Annotated in this window: 18 protein-coding genes; 1 reads left to right on the top strand and 17 read right to left on the bottom strand. The window is 41.2% G+C overall.

Annotated features, from left to right (window positions below; all coding sequences use genetic code 11):
* The first annotated feature begins 161 nt into the window (after positions 1-161).
* Positions 162-518 carry a hypothetical protein gene (locus PSU78_RS07645; protein ID WP_300386656.1) on the top strand — a complete coding sequence of 119 codons (357 nt, stop codon included), beginning with the start codon at positions 162-164 and terminating at the stop codon, positions 516-518.
* 240 nt (positions 519-758) lie between these two features.
* Here the strand turns inward: PSU78_RS07645 and PSU78_RS07640 are convergent, their stop codons facing one another.
* From PSU78_RS07640 to gmd, 17 genes are all read right to left on the bottom strand, one after another.
* A complete protein-coding gene (locus PSU78_RS07640; protein ID WP_300386653.1) occupies positions 759-2,657 on the bottom strand; it encodes a hypothetical protein in 1,899 nt (632 codons plus the stop codon).
* Positions 2,638-3,993 carry a glycosyltransferase WbuB gene (locus PSU78_RS07635; protein ID WP_300386650.1) on the bottom strand — a complete coding sequence of 452 codons (1,356 nt, stop codon included), beginning with the start codon at positions 3,991-3,993 and terminating at the stop codon, positions 2,638-2,640. The genes PSU78_RS07640 and PSU78_RS07635 overlap by 20 nt, the downstream gene beginning before the upstream one ends.
* A 227-nt stretch (positions 3,994-4,220) precedes the next feature.
* Positions 4,221-5,042 (bottom strand): glycosyltransferase family 2 protein, encoded by an 822-nt coding sequence (locus tag PSU78_RS07630; protein ID WP_300386648.1) that lies wholly within the window; start codon positions 5,040-5,042, stop codon positions 4,221-4,223.
* Positions 5,042-5,554, bottom strand: coding sequence for a putative colanic acid biosynthesis acetyltransferase (locus PSU78_RS07625; protein WP_300386645.1), 513 nt, complete (start codon positions 5,552-5,554; stop codon positions 5,042-5,044). Before PSU78_RS07625 ends, PSU78_RS07630 begins: the two co-directional genes overlap by 1 nt.
* Positions 5,555-5,595: 41 nt before the next feature.
* Positions 5,596-6,750, bottom strand: coding sequence for a glycosyltransferase (locus PSU78_RS07620; protein WP_300386642.1), 1,155 nt, complete (start codon positions 6,748-6,750; stop codon positions 5,596-5,598).
* Positions 6,750-7,916: a glycosyltransferase gene (locus tag PSU78_RS07615; protein WP_300386639.1), complete on the bottom strand. Its 1,167-nt coding sequence runs from the start codon at positions 7,914-7,916 to the stop codon at positions 6,750-6,752. The genes PSU78_RS07620 and PSU78_RS07615 overlap by 1 nt, the downstream gene beginning before the upstream one ends.
* Positions 7,917-7,976: 60 nt before the next feature.
* Entirely contained in the window at positions 7,977-8,447 is a 471-nt protein-coding gene (locus tag PSU78_RS07610; RefSeq protein ID WP_300386636.1) for an acyltransferase family protein, read from the bottom strand.
* A gap of 10 nt (positions 8,448-8,457) precedes the next feature.
* Entirely contained in the window at positions 8,458-10,014 is a 1,557-nt protein-coding gene (locus tag PSU78_RS07605; protein ID WP_300386633.1) for a hypothetical protein, read from the bottom strand.
* Positions 10,011-11,171 carry a glycosyltransferase family 4 protein gene (locus PSU78_RS07600; protein WP_300386630.1) on the bottom strand — a complete coding sequence of 387 codons (1,161 nt, stop codon included), beginning with the start codon at positions 11,169-11,171 and terminating at the stop codon, positions 10,011-10,013. The genes PSU78_RS07605 and PSU78_RS07600 overlap by 4 nt, the downstream gene beginning before the upstream one ends.
* Positions 11,168-12,454: an MATE family efflux transporter gene (locus PSU78_RS07595; RefSeq protein ID WP_300386627.1), complete on the bottom strand. Its 1,287-nt coding sequence runs from the start codon at positions 12,452-12,454 to the stop codon at positions 11,168-11,170. Before PSU78_RS07595 ends, PSU78_RS07600 begins: the two co-directional genes overlap by 4 nt.
* A 62-nt stretch (positions 12,455-12,516) precedes the next feature.
* Positions 12,517-13,725: a glycosyltransferase family 4 protein gene (locus PSU78_RS07590; protein ID WP_300386624.1), complete on the bottom strand. Its 1,209-nt coding sequence runs from the start codon at positions 13,723-13,725 to the stop codon at positions 12,517-12,519.
* Between the two features lie 24 nt (positions 13,726-13,749).
* Positions 13,750-14,787 (bottom strand): glycosyltransferase, encoded by a 1,038-nt coding sequence (locus PSU78_RS07585; protein WP_300386621.1) that lies wholly within the window; start codon positions 14,785-14,787, stop codon positions 13,750-13,752.
* 34 nt (positions 14,788-14,821) lie between these two features.
* On the bottom strand, positions 14,822-15,541 hold the full coding sequence (locus PSU78_RS07580) for an exosortase C-terminal domain/associated protein EpsI (RefSeq protein ID WP_300386618.1): 720 nt from the start codon (positions 15,539-15,541) through the stop codon (positions 14,822-14,824).
* On the bottom strand, positions 15,531-16,436 hold the full coding sequence (gene xrtB / locus PSU78_RS07575) for an exosortase B (protein ID WP_300386615.1): 906 nt from the start codon (positions 16,434-16,436) through the stop codon (positions 15,531-15,533). Before xrtB ends, PSU78_RS07580 begins: the two co-directional genes overlap by 11 nt.
* Positions 16,437-16,479: 43 nt before the next feature.
* Positions 16,480-17,415: a GDP-L-fucose synthase gene (locus PSU78_RS07570; RefSeq protein WP_300386612.1), complete on the bottom strand. Its 936-nt coding sequence runs from the start codon at positions 17,413-17,415 to the stop codon at positions 16,480-16,482.
* A gap of 32 nt (positions 17,416-17,447) precedes the next feature.
* Entirely contained in the window at positions 17,448-18,902 is a 1,455-nt protein-coding gene (locus PSU78_RS07565) for a phosphomannomutase (RefSeq protein WP_300386610.1), read from the bottom strand.
* 45 nt (positions 18,903-18,947) lie between these two features.
* Positions 18,948-20,033, bottom strand: a complete 1,086-nt coding sequence (gene gmd / locus PSU78_RS07560) for a GDP-mannose 4,6-dehydratase (RefSeq protein WP_300386607.1) — start codon at positions 20,031-20,033, stop codon at positions 18,948-18,950.
* Positions 20,034-20,072: the final 39 nt, after the last annotated feature.

The raw sequence follows: 20,072 nt of genomic DNA, 5'->3' as shown, positions 1-20,072 counted from the left end.
CTTTTCGTCATTTTATACGATAAAAAGTGTCCACTTTTTTCAACAGGGGTCACCTGTATTTGAAAGGATTTATTAGACCTTGCATTACACTTAGGAGCGGCTATATCTTATCTATCTTTTGCTGCTGCGGATTAATGCTCTATGCTAATTTGTCAATGTACATGGTAAGAGATCATGATAGTCGAACAGTATTGGATTTGGCAGTGATTGGTATGATATGTACAGCCATAATTATATTAATGCTTTCAACAAAGTGGTCTGGAGAGCCTTCACTAGGTAATCGTATTTTCAGACTACTAGGCGATGCCTCATTCACGATATATCTTTTCCATGAATTCTTCGTTTCAGCATCACTTGGTATTTGGTCCTCAATGTATAAAAATACTAATCCAGTTGCTGTGTTGGTCGGAGTAACACTAATTGCAATAGCAGGCTCTAGTTTGGTCTTTTACTTTGTTGAGCGCCCTATCATTTCTTGGCTCAACCAATCTCGTTTGGCTAGATTAAAAACAGCTTAGCTTTGTATTTAGAAGGACTTGTGATTTAGATCACTCACACGACAATATCCTAAGACTGTTAAGGTTGTTTCTTTGTCGATCTCTACATAACCAAGCCATCCATTTCCATTTCATTTTTCACTATCTGCATATCACTAGCCACTCAGTTTTATAAGTTGCAGTATTAACTATAGCCAACTCGAATATTAATGTTTGGAGAAGTTGATGTTTTGGACTTTACAAGTAATATACCCGCGAATATTAGTTAATAGTCATAACGCCATTTTTAAGCTTAAGCATCGGGGAATCAATCACATAAGAATTTGTACTCAGTAAAGGTTTATCGTTTTGCATAACTTCTGGAATCGCAGACCATCGCTTTCCATCTGAGTATGGTTGCAACTTAAATTTCACTTGCGTTTGCATACCAGACTTTTCTACCAATGCTACAGATGAGTTAACAATGTCATACTGAGGACGTTGCAACCGCACCTGCTCTCTAAATTGAGTAAAATTAAGATCTGCTGTTTCACGTTCAATTCTAAAAAACAATCCCGTTTTAGGCTCACGTACTTTTACAACCAAATACTTTGACGTTAATTTAGAGGGTGCTTGGTCGTAATCATTGTTACCAAATAAGGTTGCCATGGCTACAAATACGCCGCCCTGCCTTACAAATATCCAATTTTTCTCTTTGATAATCTCGTCAAATAATTTAGGTATTCGACATTCAGCTAATTGCAATAATGCTTCTTTATGAATACTACGATCTGGCATAGATCGAGCATCGCTACCTAAGGCCCAGGGGTCTTTTTTAGGAATATCGAATAGCATGACAACACTAGATTTATCATAACGATACATTTGTTGAAAAGGCGATGAACGGTCGGTTCCCCATGCATCTTCACCCGCATTACTTTTCCAATATGGCTGATAGCATTCAATTTGGTTTTGTGGTTTCTTCGATTTAAGCAATATTGAAAATGTCTGAATATGCCCTGAGTAACCACCTGGTTCAAATAACTGATTTCCAGTTCCCACAGCAAAATCATCAGCTATGTAAGAGTCGCCAAAAATCTCTGGCGATGTTTCTGCATCCCAAATACCAAAGCTAGGGGTAATGGCTTTAATAACATAGTCACTTGGATTAACAGACCCCATAGCGAGCACATCTGCAGGAGGCAACCAATTAGATAGCCCTAAAATTGAAGTGTAATAGGGTTCTTTTTTACTTTGAAAATCATATAACCCCAAACCAGCTGGCTCCCCAAAATAATACCAAAGTAACTGCTGCGTAATTGCTGGTACATAATCTTGCGGACTATCTGAAGCATTAAGTTGATCAAAGTTTTTACGTGTTAACGGGGGTACAATCTCGCCATGAAAAGAATGAGCTTTAAGCACTGCAACCTCAAGTGTTGCCTCTTCTTCAGCTGTTTCTCTAACTGCTGGATCTGTTGCGAAATCAATTAAATTTAACAATGGAAAAACATTCACCATCGCATAAGTTGGCGAAAGCCATTCATAGTGCCCAGACTTATAGAACCTTGATTTTCTGCCATTAAGCAATGGCTTCAGTGCTGCCATGAGTTGTGCAGAGGTATACACTGTGCCGTCCCAATGCGTCCACTTGGCTTTTGGAAAGTATTGCGCCAACAAATACCATGAAGTAGCACGCATAATCGCATGATTAAGGGTACCGTGTCCGAGTAACCACTGTCGCTGTGAAGTAAGCCCTGTGAGTAATTGTTGCTTTTGTACAGGTGACATGCAATCCCCATATTGATACAGGTAACGTACCAAGGGTGGCATGCTAAACATTTCAATAGGCCCATCTGGTGGATAAGACACTGGTAAACTAGATAAGCTCGCCATGTAAGCTGGCCATTCAGCTGAACCGCAACCTTGTTTTGCTGTTGCGGCTAATACGTCATAACTTTTAGCTTTAGCGCCTGAGTTATCAATGTATTTCGGATCCCCCATACGCCTGACAGACGCTTTTCGATTCAAAAAACTTTCTGCTGAATCTAAGGTGGATAAAGTGGCTTTTTCAGTATTTAAGCTTGATACACCGTCGGCATTCGCATCTACAGTGTAACTAATCACATACAGAAAAGATAAGATTACAGCGAAAAAACCACTAATGTGACGAAAGATCATAGATTGCGTTTTGAACCGTACCCGTTACAAAACGTAATTGATAAACCAATCGATTTAAAACACCGTGTTTTTCAAACTTTTCTTTAGCTGAATGACGCGCTTTAATTCCCAGATCTTTTCGTAGTTCATTGTCATCAGCTAGCTTTATAACAGCATCCGCTAACGCTGACCCATCTTCTGGCGCAACTACCAAGCCACACTCCGTCACCAGTCTAGCAATCTCTGTGCTTTGTTGACACATGGCTATAACAGGTCTGCCACTAGCCAACATACCAGAAAGTTTAGATGGCAGTACCAAGTCTGCAGCGTCTGGGCTTTGCGGCAATAAGTGTATGTCGGCTAGACCCAATAACTGCCCAAGTCGACCGAATGGCTGTAACGGTAAAAAGCGAATATTAGTAAGGCCTGCACTAGCAGCTTCTAATTGCGGTTTCATCACACCATCGCCACATATAATAAAAATCAAATCCTTGCGATGTGACAATTTTCTCGCCGCATCTGGAATTACCATTAACCCTTGTTTACCACCCAAAGTTCCAGAAAATAAAACGACTTTCGTATCAGTGTGAATATCCAACTCTTCACGATAATCACTTGGTTTATCTAGTGGGAAAATATGCGCAATATCAACCCAGTTTGGGAAGAATCTGATTTTTCTTTCAGCGATACCTTTCTGGCGAAGCTTATCTAGCATTTGTCCAGAAATTGAAGACACACTATCGAATCGACGCAACAACCAACGTTCTGAACCTAGTACAACCTTCTTAAGTAGCTTTCCTTTAAGAAGCCCCATCTGAAAGGCCACGTCCACTTCAAAATCTTGAATGTGCAACCACGCTTTGCCTCCACTAAGTCTAGCGACTAACCAGCCTGTTGGTGCGCACATTAAAGCTGGCGCAACGGTAATCACGACATTAGGGCGCCACAGTATCTGCCATAGCATTACTGGCAAAGATGACAATACAAAAGTAAACAAATGAAGTAGTCGAGTAATTCCATTCGGCTTACTTGGCACCCATAAAGGTGCGCGCCACACGTCAACCCCTTGCCATTGCTCACGACGGTAAGGTGGCCATGCATACCCTTTTTCTAACTTCCAAGATGGATAATAAGGGGGTGCTGAAACCACTCGAACTTGATGACCTTGCGCGGCAAGCCATGCAGCCATTTCACCCGAGTATTTGCCAATGCCTGTAGGTTCAGGCGCAAAGTTAGCCGTGTACAATAATATTTTCAACATCAGAGTCGTTTCAGAATGAAGTACTACATAGCCATCTGTAGATAACAAAATGACGTTATTTACAGTGCCGAGATGGATATAGTATTTGTAACTCATGACCATTTTATGAACAGTAATAGTCCTATCTGCTCATAAAAAATGGGGTTACTAAAACGGGTGAAGTCCAATGTAAGTAGAACTTAAGTGAATTGCTTTATCTGTGTTTATTTTAAGTTCAACAGCGGCTAAAAAAGTGACGATGAAGCTAAATTTAGAGTAGGGATTGTGTGGTTTTGGAAGAAACTGAATTGAGTAAAATAACTAAGCTTTTTAAAGCACGTAGCTTATACCCCCTTGGTTGCCTGCATTTCTTTAGTTTTAAGTACAATAAAGTACTCGTAAATAGCTTGAAGAATGGCATACCTTACACCTGGCCAACCATCTAAAAAGGCGCGGCGCACAATCAGCATATACATTAATTTAATCAATGGGCGAGCAGGCAACCCATAGAAAATTGCTTTTTGGTGAACGCGTCGCTCACCGAAATCGCTACCAAATAATGCCGTGCGCCAATCTGGTTTGATAAAAAGTCCTTTAGCAACCACTTCTGCTTCCATTCGAGAGTAAGTGTTATGCTTACTGATCCAATGATCGAGTCCTTTAGAAAATGGATAGTGCACAAAAGGTTGCGTAAGATCAGCAATATCTCCATCAACTACCAGCACCTCATTAATCTCGCGTTCATAGTGCGCTCGGCCAACACGAACCAAGCGTACATAAAATGGTGATATTTGAGCATGTTTCAGCCAACGGCCCCACCAAATATCACGACGACGCATACGTGCGCCAGCCACATTATCTAAAGCAGACTTAGCAAACTCTCTTAATTCAGAAGCGAGTGAAGGCGTAATTCGCTCGTCAGCATCCAATATCATTAGCCACTGGTGCTTAAAGGGAAGCTGCAAACCGTAGTTACGTTGTGAGGCATATCCATCAAAAGCTCTCAATGTTACATTTGCACCAAAGTTTGTAGCTATTTCTGATGTTTTATCAGTGCTCATTGAATCTAGAATATGAACATCATCACTCCAAGCAACGGATTTCAGACACTCGGGAAGATCTTGCTCTTCATTCTTCGTTAAAATTAAGACTGATATTGCACTCACTACACCTCTCCTTTCTTACGCATTCTTTTCATCACAGCGGGATTACCTGCCCAAACTGACCAAGGCTCAATGATGCTTTTCACCGCCACAGCACGTGCACCAATTACACACCCCTCAGCAATCGTCACGCCGGGACCAATAAAAGCCTCTGCGCACACCCATACATTTCTTTCCAACTTAATTGGTTTAGCTACCAACTGAAAGTTTGCAGAATCAATATCGTGAGACCCTCCACAAAGATGCGCTCCCTGAGAAACAACGCAATGATCACCAATCGAAATTGGCGCCATATTATAAATAGTCACGCCGTCAGCGATCCCAACAAAACTGCCGATGGCAAGTGACCAAGGTGCCCATATTTTTACGTTAGGATACACATGCACATGCTGGCCTAATTGTGCGCCAAATACACGTAAAATTAATCTTCGCCATGAATGAAAAGGCCTAGGGCTAGGGCGAAAGAATATCAGCCAGACGACACCCCATAAACCTCGCATCAAACGATTTCTCATCGAGAACGACGGTTGAACATAGGGATTATTGCCCTGAATAATCATGGCATATATCTTTTAATGGTGATAAGCAGGCTACTTGCCATCGCTTCTACAGTAAATCGCTTATCAAAACTGAGTTTGGCTTGCACTGACATTTGCTTGCGTTTTTCAATATCAAACGACAACCATTGACGCAAGGTTTTTTCCGTACCTTCAACCGTGTCAGTATTGACTATGCCAGCAGCATCAGCCTCAATTTCACGCCAAATATTCACTTTGTCAGAAATCAACACTGGTAGGCCGCAACCCATTGCCTCGGCCACGGCGATACCAAAATTTTCCTGATGAGAAGATAGAACAAACGCCTCACTAGCATAAAAAGCGCCCCACTTCATATCGCCTTGCAACATCCCTGGCCATGAAACCCTGTCAGCAATACCTAGTCGCTGTGCTTGTACCTGCAGCTTTGCAACCAAACCAGTTTGGTCTGGGCCAGCTACCATCAGATGTAAGGATAAGTCTAAATTTGCTACCCTAGCAAAAGCCTCAATCAGCAAATCGCAACCTTTTTTCTCGTGAATACGACTTAAAAATAGGAGAACTCGCTTTTCACGCAGTTTAGGATAAGCTGAATAAAAAACAGTGCTTAATGCCTCGGCATCACTAGGTGGTGTCTTTGTACCGTAATTAATAACATCTTCTGTTGCTTTATAAAGCCAGAATGACTTACGTGCTAGTAGCTTTTCCTCTTCACAAGTAAAAAGCACTGCGGTTGCATCACGCAACAACCGATAATCTGCCCATGGCCAGTAAAGCCATTTTTTCAAATGCTTAAGTGGGTAAGTATGTTTAAACCACGGATCTAACATGCCATGTGTAAAGACAAAATAAGGGACATGCATATCACTCATTACCCGCCACGCAGCAAAACCATGGTACTGCCATAAGCCATTAACAACCACATAATCATATTGACGAACATTTTCTTTTAACCAAGGTACGAGTTTAGAGCTATAGCGATAATTACTAATAGGCGGGCCCATCGCATGCACCTTAAGTGGAAAATCAGCTATGTAATCTGCATTAGGGTCATCAAGCGTGACCACCTCGACCTCGTGACCTATTGTTCTTAATTGCAAGCCATATTGCCGCACACCCTCCATTGGTCCGCCACCTTTAGGATCTATAGAAGGCAGTATATGTAGCGCTCTCATTATCGAGCTTTCCGAGAAGTTAATGTATCGTTATGCAAAGTCTGTGTGGTATTGATATAACTAAGTGCATGCTGATAAGCTTTCAGATAACCCTCAATTGCATCGTCTGAGTTAAATTGAGCTACATGTGCAAGCCCCTTCTCAATCAACGCAACTCGTTGCATTTCAGGCATGTTAAGTATTAATTTCAAGGTATTCGAGCCTTTTAAAGCCCAAGCATCAGGACTATCAGTCGACTTCAAAAGCGGAATATAACTCGCTGATGGCCCACCAATCTCATTCATAGGCGCAGCTTCAGTTGTCAGCACCAAGCAACCAGAAGCTTGTGCTTCGATAATTGGCCAACCAAAGCCTTCTGCAAGGCTAGGAAAAATAAACACACGTGCTATTGAATACGCCGCTTGAAGCGCTTGGTTATCAATGCCTTGAAAGAAAAGTACCTGCCCCTGTGTTGGCAACTCTTTAAGTAACGCTTGTACCTTAGCATTCGGAGTAGGACTTATACACCAAAGCGGTAATGGCTTTGTCTCACTTTTGGCATACTCAATGTAAAGCCTAATCACGCCAGCAAGATTTTTATACCACTGACTACCACCTAAATGCAGTAGCATGCCTTCTGGCTTAATGGGCAAATTAGCGCTCTTAAGAACTGCTATCGCATCACTTTGTAGCATTGGAGCATAAGGGTAATTTAAGCCGTTATATACCACCTCAGAAGTCACAGGAGTAACCTCTCCAAAGTAATGCAGGTCATCACGGGTTTTCTTAGAGATAGAGATAAAATGCTTTGCCTGTTTAAATCCTTGCCGTATATAGCGTTGGTAAACCCTACCAGACCATTGCGTAGGATTTTCTGGTATGTCCCCCAAAGCAGAACGTAAAGCCAATAAATCATGAACATGCACAACATGCGATTTATTTTTTACCAAGGGTACCCAAGGCCCAAGCGCTTGATCACAAAAAACATACAGCGTGTTGGCAGGCTTTTTTTTCAACTGCTTGCGCACCCACATTGGGAAAAGAATGTACTGATCAATATAGCCTGCCCATTTGGACAACCTACCTTTAGCTAATAAAGCGTATACCTTTGCCTGCGGCGACCAAACCTCTACCTGATGACCGCGTGCACGATAAGACTCTTCAAGCATACGAGTGAAACGGGGCATGCTTTGCGAGTTCATAAAAGCAGGATGAGAAAACAAAACGATATTCATAAATTTTATCTACTAAATCAGTATAGGCAACACTAGAGAGTCCGCACGTTTAAGTATTTGCCGCTCAATCACACGGAAACACCACGCAACAAGCACACTAACAATCACAGTCAGGCAGGCAAAACCAAGAAATGCCATTTGATCAATTGAGCCTTTTGCTGTGTAATCTTGAATCACTAGCCAAGACATCAGCGAAATGAGTACCTGAAAGTGCACCAGGTAAAGTGAAAACGAAATTTCCCCAAGAAAGCGCGAAACCTGATTAGAAAAGAACGCTTTAAAATGTCGTTGCGTGTAAAAACAAAATACCAATAGCATCGCAACAAAGAACATTAAAGGTAATCGTGCTGCATATCTATGCATACCCGCGGTAGTCATAGATACGCCAATAATGAATATTACTGAAGCTAATGCAGAATATTGATAATTGCGTGCAGATAACATCTTACTAACGTCATTAATCCGTGCCTGTTGTCTTGTCATTATATTTACGTTACTTCACTGCGAGAGATGAGATAGTCATAGGCTTTTTATGCATAAGCATTGTAATTAAACCTGAAACTACTTTTGAAATAGCAAACACAATCGAATACAACAAAACCGATTGAATAACACCGCGCACGACACCGATAAAAAGGTAGTGTAGAGAATCTGCCGTAATTCCAAAAAGAAAGTTTGGCCAAACATTTAACATTCCAATAACGGCTAACTCAACTTTGCCGACAGTAGTTCGAATCGAAAATAAATCTAGCGCAATGAACAATACCAAACACATAAAAAAATAAATAAAACTAAAAAAAACACCGAACATTACCCAACCCTGACCAAAGACTGAGCCTGTTTTCTGCCCGCCTAACGGGATGCCTACAGCTAAATTAACTAACACATCTCCCATGGAGAAATACATTTTATCTTTATTTACATCAATTTTTAGCGCATCAAGTATAGGTTGTGGCAATGTTGCCCAAAAGAAATCACCGCTAATAGATGTCACCTGTTCTGCGCCTTTGTCAGAGACTTTACTTGCGAAATACATCGCATTATCGTGAAACTGTGTAATAACAAAACGGGCTACGAAGGGGTTTTTAATATAACCTTCATCGTATGAAGATTGAAGCTCTCTAGACAAAACTTCTTTACGAAAACTATCAATTTTGTCTTGCTTTTGAAAATTCTCCAGCGTTTTCGTTACCATTTCTGCGCCAGACACCTTGCCACGATCTGCCCTAGCGATTGCCATTGCAGTTACCATATTAGAAACTGGCCAAGATAATGTGACACCCAAGACTAGCAAAATACCCATCCTAAAAAGCATTTTGCTCGATACCAACTTATCGCTTCTAAGGCCTATTAAGAAAAATAGTAGTGCAACTGTTGCAATACCACTTAACATCATTGCACGCGCATTAAATGCCATTGCAACTAAGCCAACTAAAATGGTAAACATGAATAATAGAATATAGTTTTTCTTTGCATTACAGTAATTTGGCCCCATCTGCTGCAAGTAAATAGGAATCAAAAATGGCGCCCATGCAAGAAAACTCAGGCCTCTTGCTACGGGGCTAATATTAGCCAGTAGCACAAAAAACAAACCCATCAACCCTATAATCCACAAATTCAAAACCCCAGGCGTCGCATATATACCCATAGCCTGAAAAGTGCTTCGCAGCAAGCCATGCTTAGTAGAGGTTGAAGAAACCATCCGATAAAATCCATGTGCTAACAATGCGATGGCTTGGTACATAGCCAACATAGAGAAAGTAAATATTGGTTGATATAAATCTTTACTTACAGCTGTCCAAGCGCCTGATTGCGCTAACATCGCCCCCAGAATTGAAGTAAGACAAAATCCAATAATTGCAAAGCTAGACAGTGGGTGACTATCAAATGCCTTACTCCACCTAAAATAAAGCAAAGTAGAGACTGATGAAGTTAAGATGATGCAACTGGTAGCGATGTTAATCGTAGAAAAGTCAATAATAAGTTGTGCAACAAACGCAACAAACGTTAAGCTTATCAAGGTATTACTAATAAATTTTGAAATTGTCATGACTGTAAAACCTTGCCATAAATGGCCATTGCTTTTTCACCATAGGTGTTCCAGCCACCCATCTTATGAACTCTCCCCAAAGCTTGCGCCCCCATTGACGAACGTAACTCTGGACAATCTACTAATTTCTGCAATCGCTCTGCCAGCGCACTCGCATCCCGAACAGGAACAATATAGCCTTCACAGCCATCACTGATTAGGTCTTCTGCACCTGTATGTCTACTTGCTATGACTGGGCAAGCACATGCCATGGCCTGAGCTAATACCATACCAAAGCCATCTTGTATGCTAGGTAACACCAGCACATGACTGCGACTCATGATGTGTTTCAGTTCCGCTTGAGGCACATGCCCCAATACTTTTGCATCTGAAGGCCATAGCCCACGCTGTTGTAACAGCGTTATTAAAGCCTGCGAAGGCGACCCTACAAAAGTTAATGACTTAGCAGGATGAGTAATTTTTTGATAAGCCTGAACAAGGTATTGAACACCCTTTTGTAAACTCATCGCACCTACAAAAAGAATATCGAATCTATTTTCATCTGGCGCAGTGACTGGTTGGAAGCGTTCAACATTCACTCCGTAAGGTAGTAATGCTAACTTATCAACTTGAACACCCTGCTCAACAAATGAACTAAATGCAAAGGTAGATGGCACAGTGACGAGATCTGCCTCAGCATACTCAGCCTCCTCACGGTCGATAGTACGTTCATCTATACCAGAAAAATCTAAACCCCAGCTATCATGCTCTTCGCGCAACAACTGATTTTGTACTCGAATATGCGCAGAACCTCTATCACAAATAAAACGTATGCCTCTTTTATGCGCCTTTTTACCTGCCAGAAGTGCAGTTCCAGACATTCCTATATATAAATCACAATCTGGTAAGTGATGACTAACATAATGACTAAAAGTAATATCAGCCGCATATTTCCACTGACGAATTATTAAATCAGGCCACTTATTTTTCCATGGAAGTGCCATGTATGCTCCATGCACCCAAGGAAAACTATGTATCAAAGGTTCTGGCAACTGCTCATTACGCAGCTTGAAACTAGGGTACCCCGAAAAAATTGATTCTAATGCTCCACGTGCATGCAACTCGCGCGCCAAGTCAAAAGCATGATATTTCCCTAATGTTGAAACAGCAACCTTCATGCTGTCACGCTTTTCTGAGGTTGATAAGCCATTGCAGCATATGCAAGTTTGGTCGCCACTATAGCAATGAGTAGTTCTGAAACAATCATAGCAATGGCCACACCATTAAGCATCCAATACTGTCCAAACCACCAGGCTAGAACAATCACAAGTACTCCAACCACTAAAGACCATTGAGCGATTTTCATTGGTTGGTTAATTGCCATTAATAGGCCACGCGGTACATGCCAAACTCCACATATTGCAGCATATATAAGCATGAGTAGCATTAAATCTGGGGTGAATTTAATACGCCCATGCGTCCAAAAGTCTAATATCCACGGTGATATAAAAAAAACTAATACACTTAAACCTATTGCTTGAAAAACTCCGAAAAGTGAAGACCTCTTAAACAACCACTCAACCGCCTCCATTCCACCTTGACCAAATAGACGTGAAAATTCTGGCCAAACAGCAAAACTAAACATAGCTGTCACTTGAACAGAAATACGAGCAATTGTCCGATATGTATTAAAAATTGCGACTAAAGAGGATCCAAATAAAGTCCCCACAAGTAAAGTAATGCCCTGAAAGCTCAAAGCATTAGCTAATGGAAATGTCATAAATGATATTGCTGGTTTTACTAATGAAATAACTTTAGACTTTTCCGCCAAACTAATTCCCAACTTAATACCGTGATTACCACGCACGGCGTACAATATAAAAAATATAGTACCTATTAAACGGGCTACTAGGCTAAATAATGCAATTGCAGCAAAACTACCTATAAACATCAACCCAAGTATTGAGCCTAACCACTCCCCTAAGCGGACAAGATTACCAAACATCGCACCAATTGCGTAGCGACCTGTTGATCTGTACAGCGTTTCGATTAAACCACTAAATAAAGAAAGTAATACCCCAGCAGATAAGGCAAGTAAAGCGACTCGACGATCCATAGTGTTTAGCCCTGGAAACGGAGCGAATAGCACCAATGGAATAACTAACAAAGCCAATGAACAACAAACAATCATCATAAACAACTGTGCACTTTGAAAAGTTCTATTTGCCTCTAAGACATCACCATCACCCATAGACATAGTCATCTGATTTCCTGCTGCAGCAACCATTCCTATATCTGCCATAGACAGATAAGCTGGAATTGCTGACAACATAAGCCATACACCATATGTTGAGGTATTCCAGTAATGTAAAAATAATGGTAATGAGACCAGCTGTATAACAATAGTAATTGCCAAGCCAAAAGAGTTTGCACCCATGCCTGCGATGATTCTACGTTTCATAGACAACCTATAAATAAATGCTGTTGATTTAATACAATATTTTTATAAGCGCGAATCATAATTTAATGTTTAACAACAGAGTTCACCGCACTCAAGAATCCAGCGACGCTTTTGCACTCCGCCATATCCGAAGCAACCACTAATGACGCCTGAGACATCTTTGTAAATAGTTCAGGCCGACTTGCCAACGCAACTATTTTAGTTGCAAGCGAGCTAGCATCTAAACTTGGATAAACTAGCGCATTAAAGTCTGGGCGCGCCGCATCGGTAGCGCCGATACAACCAATTTGATCGCTAACAATTAATGGCATACCAACACAAACGGCTTCTCGTGCTGACAGTCCATATGGCTCTTTTTCAGAAGGAAAAATCAAAATATCAGCCATAGCATAGATGGACGGCAACACATCTACGTTAATAAAACCAGCAAAAACTGCACGAATGCCTTTAGTGCTGGCAATCGCCTCTAGTTCGGCTTTCATCACACCATTTCCTGCAAAAAATGCGACCAGCTTCGCCGTCATGCCTAGTTTTTCTTGTGCAGCCCTCACTGCTAATAATAAGTCTTGTGGTCGCTTCCATGGCGCTAGCTTTCCCACAAATAAGAGGACTACTTCATGATTAGATATTTTATAGTTGGTACGATACTGCTCACGCAATTTAAGCTTATTGACTTTAGCTTCGTTTAGCCGAGACTCATCAACGGTAAAGGGGCAGCGAAATATAGCGTTTGGTTTGATGCCATACTTAAGATAGTAAGCAGCATTATTTTCACCTGTTGCCAGAACTCCACTAAATCGATTAAGCAATACAGGCAATACCATATCTTTTAGAAATTGCTTTAAAGCGGGACGGCGAAACAACAAAGAACTGTCTGACCAAAGCAACACTGGAACTCGTTTTAAATTACACCATAGCAAGGCACGTAAAAGCGTTAGTTGTGCATAACCATGCAATTGCACAACGTGCGGTGCAAAGCTTTTTAATGCAGAAGTTACGCTAGGATTATTAATTTTTAAGAAACCAGACTCTTTTATGGTCTCTGCTTCAGATAAGAATTCATATTCATAGCCTCCAAGCAAATCAGTAGCCCATTTAATTTCAACGGCCATATCCTTGTCAAAATATGAGTTAAGACCAATTTTAGAGGCAAAGAAAACTTTTAGCTGAATACTCTCTTGATTTGCCAGCGCTTTATATAAATGCACAAAGTGCTGTATAGGGTGAGATATGACGATTGCTACACGAATTTTTTTTACTGGATTATTCATACGAATGTTTACTTTAGCCAGCAATTAAGGTTCTATTAATGCTGCGATTTCAATTGCACGCTGGTCGTAACTATAGGCTGGCACACAACGCTGATAGGCTTTTTCGACCATTTGCAATCTTATCTGTTCATGTGCCAAATAGAATCGAATTTTTTGCGCTAAATCATCTACCGCAGTGAAAACATCGATCTCTTGGCCTACATCATACAGTTGCCTAATTTCAGCGTTATCTGCATGCAACATAAAGCCTCTACAGGCTGGCAACTCAAAACTGCGCGTTGAAACTAAGTCTTGCCAACCGCTATCATCAGCTGCCCCCATATGAATCGCCAAATTAATTTTGGCCGAGCTGACTAATTGTGCATAGTTCATTGCATAGATTGGTCGGTCTGCTAGGCAATTGATTAGCTCCGCACTGCATTTCGAGTGACTCCACCCATTACCGTAAATCTTAAAACGTACATCTGGACAAGCTTTTATTAGCTCAGAAAATAACTTTTCTTTATGTGTAGTATAGGTGCCAACATACAGGACATCTGGTACGTCAGCTACATTCAACGAGTTTTCTTTGGGTGGTTGATGAACATCTGAACAGTATCCATGATGCAGGAAATGAACTTTATCTCTACTCATTAATTTTTCAAGCGCTTCTACTTGAAAAGATTTAGTCGTTATAAATGCCGAATAAAGCGGAAAAGTAGATCGATCAACACTTTCGTAAGTAAATCTAAAATCTGGATAGTAATTTACTGTCTTGACTCCTCGTGACGCTAATATTTTAAGCGTTTCTGGTTTGATATTATTGCCTTTGACAGTTAAAAAAACCTTTGCATTTAATTGATCAACCGCTTGTAATATTTCTTTGTTGTAAATAGCAATATTTATGGGTCTGCTTAACCTACCAATGACTCTAGCTATCAGTGACCGCCCTTGTATAAATGAGGAGGACTGACTAACTTCTACAACTTCGAATCCTAAACGACGAAACCCTTGGGCTACACCAAAAGTCGTCGATCCAAACCATGAGTCAGCTGCGATAACAATACTAGATTTAAAACACACAATAATATTCTCTAAAAGTCATTCTGCTTAGCATTTAAACTTTGGGACCAATAAGGATGGCTTGTTGCGCAGGACCTATCGCTTTGAGCAGGTCATTGATAAACTGATCATTGAGTTGATTTGACAGCTTGGCATCGTCAGCAACTTCAGAAACACGAAATAATAATCCATCTGCAATATAGCCTTTTAGTCCCATCCCCATACGAGCATAATTGAGCGCACTTGGTGGGCCGCTGATGACTTTATCTCCAATACGAATAAAATAGGTCACTTGCTCTAATGTAGAACTCCTCGATGCCGTCATACGCCTTACATTGATTGGGAAACTTGATGTATTCAAAACCTCTTCTTGTAAGCTTTCAATTTTAAAACCTTGGGAGGAATAGCAAGATTCAGGGCGATGTAGTTGCTTAGAGAAAGTTTGATTATCTCCATACGCGACCGAAAGCATGACTTGCCTGCCGCTAGGCTTATGCAAATAAGTACGGCCTACTATTTGCGTGTAGAGGCTATTCAGGGCGTCTTGTTGCTCTGGGTCGACAATTGCGCTACCTAGTACATCTGAAACTTCTACCCAGTCACCAAACTGCTTTGGTACAACATTTTCAAACTGCGGCTTGCCAATATGTTCAAACCAAGTAGCATGTGGTGTTAACCAGAATGCAATCGCAACACAACTTGCCATAAAGAATACGGCTAACCAATGGTGAGTATTTGGCTTAGAACTCGCATTAATATTCATCTCAATCACCATGGAATCTCCTACCAATCATTCGCAACAGAGAATCCGTGCCAAGCATCATAAGTAATCCAGCTGCAAATAACACCATTCCAGCAAAACCATGTAGAAAGCCTTGACCAGCCGCGTTCCCGCAGTAATAGGTAATGAGCGATAAAACAATCACACGAATCACGTTAGCCGTAAAAGAAATCGGAATGATAAGAATTGGCAACGCAATATTGCGTAATATTGAGTGATGATGCACTAGGTTAAGGTATAAGATTCCTAGTGCTTCAAGCATGAAAAGAGTACGCATTCCAGCACATGCATCGGCAACTAATAATTGATAATGCCCCAAATAAATCACAACACCACTTCGAGCGACAGGCAGTCCGCCCCATGCAAGTACGTTAACAGTCACAGTTGAAACAGCGAGCTTCATTACACCAGTAATAGGACCTACTAAGGAGTTTGGCAGAGGAATCATAAATATCATAAAGAACAACGGAAACTTTAACTTATTGAGTAAACCCAATCCACCAGACATCAATACGATGCCTGTTAGCAGCCAAACGAAGGCTCCCGTCTCAAAGTAGATAATGTCTAATGCCCTACCAGGAATATATAAGGCTCCTGCTATCAAAAAGCAGACCCATGCCAATGCTGGCGCAGGTTTATAACGCTGTAAATCTGGCGTTTCGTTCCAACGAGTCCAAAGTAGCCAAAGTGAGATGCTTAAAATGATAGGGCCATGAGAATGCTCATCATCAGTCCATAGACCATTACCCGCAAAAAGGCTCCATAGTGTGGGTATAAACATGAGCGCTAAACCTGCAAACATCAACCATAGGCTTTTATTTGCAGTAAAGTGTGCATGTATCTCACGTACTTTTAAAGCAAGGGAGTTTGATTGAGATAATGTGTTCATTAAGCAACTTCCCAAGCTAGCATACAGTGATTGGTGGTCAACATTACACACTCAGGTTTCTAAAAGGATCTGTTGCATAGGTCAATGCTATACCCTCTTTTAAACCAACTTCAGACTGCCATCCAATGTCTTTCAGTCGACTTACATCAAGTAGCTTACGTGGCGTTCCATCTGGCTTAGTTGCATCAAATACAACTCCACCGTCAAAACCCACAACTTCCATCACAGTTTCAGCTAACTCACGAATAGTAACGTCTGTGCCAGTGCCAACATTATATAAACCTTCATTGATGTCATTTTCCATTAAGAAAACACAAGCTGCTGCCATGTCATCTACGTACAAAAACTCGCGCTTAGGCGTACCAGTACCCCAAATCACCAAATCTGCATCACCACGTTCTTTGGCTTCATGCGCTTTTCTTAACAAAGCTGGAAGCACGTGACTATTCGCTAGGTCATAATTATCATTTGGACCATAAAGATTTGTGGGCATGACAGCTACAAACTGATGCCCATATTGCTGCTGATAACTTTCACAAAGTTTGATGCCAGCAATTTTGGCAATTGCATAAGGTTCATTTGTTTTTTCTAAAGCGCCTGTTAATAAGTACTCTTCTTTAATTGGCTGCTGGCAATCACGTGGGTAGATGCAACTAGAACCTAAGAAACATAACCGTTTCACTCCAGCTAAATGAGCACCATGAATCAAGTTCGCTTCGATGATTAAGTTCTCATAAATAAAATCAGCTCGGTAGGTATTATTTGCATGTATACCACCCACTTTAGCCGCGGCCAAAAAAATGTAATCTGGCTGCTCTTCTTGCAAAAAGGCAAACACTAATTTTTGATCTAACAAATCTAGCTCTTGGCTACTACGTGTGAGTATATTGCTATACCCCTTCGCTTCTAAGTTTCTTAAAATGGCAGAGCCCACCATTCCACGGTGCCCTGCGATATAAATCTTAGCGTCTAATTGCATATTGATATCTCTAAAATTCAGTTAATTAATGCTTAGATGACAACTCTTTTTCGTATGAGCTTTAATGCTGTGCGCGCAAGATACTCAGCACGTATCGGGTCTTCTGCTTCAGCATAGCAACGCAGCTCTGGCGCATTTCCAGAGGGTCTAAAATGAACAATTTCGTCATTATCAAACGTAATACGAAGTCCATCGGTCTGATCTAACTCACTGACGTTTGCACCAAAGCTCTTTAGTAACTGATTAATAGAGCTAATTGATGCAGCTAGCTCGAGCAACAGCTGACTAGAAATATCAGAAGGAAATAACTGCAATCTATCGCTGGCAGTGTATCTAGCTGGTAGGGTTTGCGATAATTCAGAAAGTTTACACGCACTCCCTTTGGCCATAGAAAGAACTGAGAGTATTGGCAGTGCGGCATCTCTAGTATTTAACAATGCCAATACTCGCCCATCTTTTACCATACTAGACCCAAGTAAAAATCCGCCATTGGCTTCAAAACCTACGATACTATTTAAACCAGACTCACGTAATTGCTCCATACCAGCAATCACATAAGGAGAACCAATGCGAGTCCTAATCACCGTTGAGAAAACACCACTTTTCTCAATAGCAGTATTGCAGCTTACTGGCGTTGCGACAGCTTGAGCGTTAAGAAAGTGTGCGCACAATAGACCAACAACATCTCCGCGCATCCATCGCCCTTGCTCATCCGCGATAAGTGGCCTATCCGCATCACCGTCTGTAGAAATAATTGCGTCAAATTTATTTTCGCTCGCCCACTTATGAGCTCGTTTTATGTCCACCTCTGCGACAGCTTCGGTATCGATAGGTATAAACTCATTCGTTCTATTCAGTGAAGTCACTTGAGCGCCAAGCGCTTCTAAAATCTCTCGTAACAAATCACGCGCTACGCTGGAGTGCTCGTAAAATCCAAGTTGCATTCCAGCTAAGCAATGAGGCTCAAAATAATCAAGGTATCGATTAATATACATTTGACGAGCAGCCATATGCACATCAGTCAAATCAATTGGATGGACCACTTGAGGCAAACGAATGATTGCCTGACTAATGCTTACTTCGTCGTCTTTAGTAATTTCACCTGACAGTCCATAAAATTTAATGCCATTTCTGTCAAAAGGGATATGACTGCCAGTAATCATCATCGCAGGAATGCCCTGCTGTTGAGCATAAAAAGCCAAAGCGGGTGTTGGAATATCAGCACAGAAATCGACCGTAAATCCTGCATACTCAATTGCAGCGGCACAAACTGCAGCTATACGAGGACTACTTGGGCGCAAATCAATTGCCAACGCTACGCTACTTTGGGGCTCAATACTCATTGTTTCTAAAAAAGCTAATGTATAAGCAAAGCAAACATCATCGGTCATATCTACAACCAAGCCACGTGCGCCACTCGTACCAAAGCGAACATTGTTAGTAGCGATTAGGTCTTTTAAGGAAATAGTTCGTTCAGACTGATTCATTTTGATAGAATTTTCATCAAAGAAGCTTCGAGCATATGCTTAAAGTTATTCATGATAATCATAAGCAGAGTATCCATTTTCTTTCACCAATTCGTCACGCTCTGCACTTTTCAGATCTTCTCTAACCATTTCTGAAACCAACTCTTGGAAGCTTGTTTTAGGCGTCCAGCCTAATTTTTCTCTTGCCTTGGTAGGGTCACCCAGCAAAGTTTCTACTTCTGTCGGGCGGAAGTAACGTGGATCAACTTTTACAATAACCTTGCCATTCTGGTCTGTACCCGTTTCATCAACCCCTTCACCCTGCCAGTTAATTATAATATCCAGCTCTTTGGCAGCAGCATTCACAAAATCACGCACACTATATTGGACGCCAGTCGCAATGACAAAATCGTCAGGTTGCTGCTGTTGTAACATGAGCCATTGCATTTCAATATAGTCTTTAGCATGACCCCAATCTCGCAGTGAGTCCATATTGCCAAGGTACAGGCAGTCTTGCAGATTGAGTTTTATGCGTGCTAATGCCCGTGTTATTTTACGAGTGACGAATGTTTCGCCGCGGATAGGGCTTTCATGATTAAAAAGTATACCATTACATGCATACATACCATATGCTTCACGATAGTTAACGGTGATCCAGTACGCATAAAGCTTAGCCACTGCATATGGACTGCGCGGATAGAATGGGGTTGTTTCTTTTTGGGGTATTTCCTGCACAAGTCCATAAAGCTCAGAAGTAGAAGCTTGGTAGAAACGTGTTTTCTTTTCAAGACCTAAAATACGTATAGCCTCAAGAATGCGTAGAGTACCGATACCATCGGCATTTGCCGTATATTCAGGCGTATCAAAGCTTACGGCTACATGACTCATAGCGGCAAGATTATAAATCTCATCTGGCTGAACCAACTGAACGATGCGAATAAGATTAGTAGAGTCAGTCAAATCACCATAATGCAATACAAGATTTCGGTTTGAAACATGCGGATCTTGATAAAGATGATCAATACGATCTGTATTAAACAATGAGGCTCGACGCTTCAAACCATGAACAACATAACCTTTTTTTAGCAAAAACTCCGCCAGATATGCGCCATCTTGGCCTGTGATACCGGTAATAAGTGCAACTTTATTCATGAATTAACATTTCAAACAAGGTTTATAAAATGACGCTAG

The organism is Methylotenera sp., from assembly GCF_029945705.1.
Taxonomy (GTDB): domain Bacteria; phylum Pseudomonadota; class Gammaproteobacteria; order Burkholderiales; family Methylophilaceae; genus Methylotenera.
Note: the sequence above shows the minus strand (reverse complement) of the source record. Positions and strands in the feature narration are given on the sequence as shown.